This window comes from Stenotrophomonas sp. 05L44_2, from assembly GCF_056665995.1.
Genome location: NZ_JBFTNR010000730.1, coordinates 1 through 2,911 on the forward strand (window position 1 = coordinate 1; position 2,911 = coordinate 2,911).

The 2,911-nt window shown below is 68.4% G+C and carries 3 protein-coding genes and 1 pseudogene; 3 read left to right on the plus strand and 1 reads right to left on the minus strand.

The window, feature by feature from the left end; all coding sequences use genetic code 11:
• From AC1VAN_RS19905 to AC1VAN_RS19915, 3 genes and pseudogenes are all read left to right on the plus strand, one after another.
• A pseudogene (locus tag AC1VAN_RS19905) lies at nucleotides 1–151 on the plus strand (TetR/AcrR family transcriptional regulator); the annotation flags it as partial.
• A 205-nt stretch (nucleotides 152–356) separates the two neighbouring features.
• Entirely contained in the window at nucleotides 357–875 is a 519-nt protein-coding gene (locus AC1VAN_RS19910) for a c-type cytochrome (protein ID WP_480986544.1), read from the plus strand.
• A 113-nt stretch (nucleotides 876–988) separates the two neighbouring features.
• Nucleotides 989–2,428: an ExeM/NucH family extracellular endonuclease gene (locus AC1VAN_RS19915; protein ID WP_478013559.1), complete on the plus strand. Its 1,440-nt coding sequence runs from the start codon at nucleotides 989–991 to the stop codon at nucleotides 2,426–2,428.
• 47 nt (nucleotides 2,429–2,475) lie between these two features.
• Here the strand turns inward: AC1VAN_RS19915 and AC1VAN_RS19920 are convergent, their stop codons facing one another.
• Nucleotides 2,476–2,853 carry a DUF3011 domain-containing protein gene (locus AC1VAN_RS19920; protein ID WP_080277675.1) on the minus strand — a complete coding sequence of 126 codons (378 nt, stop codon included), beginning with the start codon at nucleotides 2,851–2,853 and terminating at the stop codon, nucleotides 2,476–2,478.
• Between the last annotated feature and the right edge of the window lie 58 nt (nucleotides 2,854–2,911).

Here is a 2,911-nt window from a genome sequence, read left to right on the forward strand (position 1 = left end):
GGACGCGCACGCTGCCGCCGCCTGCCTGGTGGGTGCCTTCACCGAAGCGATGGTGGGCCCGACCGCACCCAGCCGCGAAGCGCACCGCGACGAGGACGCACTGGTCGAGGCCATCTGCAGTTTCYGCCTGCGGGCTGTTGGCGCAGGGTGATGCCGCCGTTGCGCGTGCCGGGCGGCTTCTGCCGCGCTTCGCGATCGCCGGGCGCGGCCCGGCGCCACCCGCACGCGGCCACGGCCGCATGCTGCGCCGCACCAGCCGTGATGCCTGTTGTCGTGCGTGGCGTGCGTTCTATACTCGGCCCATCACGCAGTCGCTCAGCCGTGGTCCAACGACTAYCAGCCAGGGGTAACGAAGAGTGCGGAATTACGAYCTSGAGTTCCTGAAACGCTTYTCCATGGTGATCGCGCTGTTGATGGCCATCACCCTCGGTCTGATCCTGCTGGCCGCGTTCATCCACACCCGGATTCCGCCCGAGGTGTCGCCCACCGCCGCCAAACGCACTGAACAGCGCATCTCGCCCACTGGCGCGGTATACGCCGGCAGCACCGGCGCCGCCGCGCAGGCCGCGGCCAAGGCCGCCGCGCTGGCCAAGGCCGCTTCGCAGGTSGCCTACGGCGGCACCAMSGATGGCAAGGTGATCTTCGAYAACCTSTGCACCGCCTGCCATACCACCGGSGTGGGCATGGCGCCGACGCTGGACCACTCGCACTGGGACAAGCGCCTGGCGCAGGGCAAGGACACCCTCTACAAGCACGCCATCGAGGGCTACACCGGCCCCGACGGCGGCATCATGCCGCCCAAGGGCGGCAACCCGGCGCTCACCGAGGAGCAGATCCACGCCACCGTGGACTGGATGCTGGGCAATCTGAAGTAGCGGACGCCGCCGCGTCCGCTGGTAGTGCCGGCCGCTGGCCGGCAGCCTCATGATCTTTGGTAGTGCCGGCCGCTGGCCGGCAACCACGCATCGCACAGAGGTCATGAGGGTCGATGCGTCGCCGTTCCCTCGCCCTTGCCCTGTCCCTGCTGATGCCGGCATCCGCTTTCGCCCAGGCCCAGCCACAGGTTGCGCCGACCTCGGCGCCTGCGCCACGCAGCCCAGCTACCGTCACCCTGGCCGCCGCGCCGGCCGACTGGCGTGCACTGGATGGGCAGCACGTGCGCATCGCCGCGCCGCTCACCCTGGCCGGCACCGATGGCCTGGAACGCTTCGGCCAGCTCACCGTCGCCTTCGATGGCCGCCTGTGGCAGCCGACCGAAGTGGCCGCGCCCGGCAGTGCCGGGATCGAACAGGTGATGGCCGACAACCAGCGCCGCCGCCTGCTGCTGGACGATGGCAGCGATGTGCGTGATCCGGCCAGCGTCGCCTACCTGCCGGGCAACCCGGTGCTGCGTACCGGCATGCAGCTGCGCAACGTGGAAGGCACCGTGCGCGTGGACGCGCAGGGCCGGCCCAGCCTGCAGGTGGATGGTGTACTGAAGCTGCCGGACCTGCAGCGCCCGGCCGTGCCGAGCGTGCCCGGCCGCCTGCACATCGCTGCGTTCAACCTGGAGAATTTCTTCAATGGTGACGGCAAGGGCGGTGGGTTCCCGACCCTGCGCGGCGCGCGCACGCTGGACGAGCACAAGGCGCAGGTCGGCAAGCTGGTCGCCACCGTCAACGCGCTGGGCGCCGACATCGCCGCGCTGATGGAACTGGAGAACGACGGTTACGGCCCGCAGTCGGCCATCGCCGAACTGGTGGATGCGCTCAATGCCGGCCTCGCCGCAGACAAACAGTGGGCGTTCGTCGATGCCGGCCAAGGCCCCGGCAGCAATCCGATCCGCGTCGGCATCATCTACCGCAAGAGCGAATTCAAGCCGCTCGGCACGCCGCTGACCAAGCTCGACGGCCCATTCGTCGAACACAGCCGTGCGCCGCTGGCACAGGCCTTCCAGGGCAAGGGTGCGCCGTTCATGGTGGTTGCCAACCACTTCAAGTCCAAGGGCTGCCGCGATGCCAGCGGCGCCGACGCCGACCGCAATGACGGGCAGGGCTGCTGGAACGCCACCCGCGTGGAATCGGCCCGGCAGCTCAACTCCTGGGTGCAGGCCGAAGCCGCGCGCCTGAAGGTGAAGGACGTGGTGCTGATGGGCGATTTCAATGCCTACGCCATGGAAGATCCGATCCGCACCCTGCACGACCTCGGTTGGCAGGATGCCTTCAAGGTGGCCAAGGTCGAACAGCCCTACAGCTACGTCTACAACGGCTACACCGGCCGCCTCGATCATGCGCTGCTCAGCCCGACCATGGCCAAGCGCCTCGCCGGCGCCGCCGAGTGGCACAGCAATGCCGACGAGCAGGACGCCAGCGGTTACCAGGGCCGCAACGTGCAGGGCCCGTGGCGCAGCTCCGACCACGACCCGCTGCTGCTGGGCTTCGATCGCTGAGTGGGTGCCCGGCCGGCCCTGTGCGGACCGGCCGGACGGCCTGCTGCTCATCGCCAGTAGTAGCGCTCGATGCGGAAGGTTGCACGGCAGCCGTTGTCGACCCAGATCGTGCCGCGGTCCACGCCCCAGTCGCGTCCCTGCAGGCAGGAGGCATGTGACTCGCGGTTGATCAGGTGCACGCTGTCCTTCTGTGAGACCTGTACATGGCAATGCGCGCGACGCTGGTCGCGGCTGCTGCAGCTCACCACTTCCGAGCTTGAATCGCCGCGATGGGTTTGTACGGGGGGCGGATAGGCGGGATAGCGCGGATAGGCCGGTTCATGTGATGGATAGCCGATCCCGCCGCTGAAATCGGGATAGCCTCCGATGCTGCTGCAACCGGTCAGGGTTGCGGCCAGCAGCATGAGAGCGCACACGTGTTTCATCACATTCTCTCCAGATGCAGGTCCGGTCGAGTCTAGGCAGCGGGATGCCCATCACGAC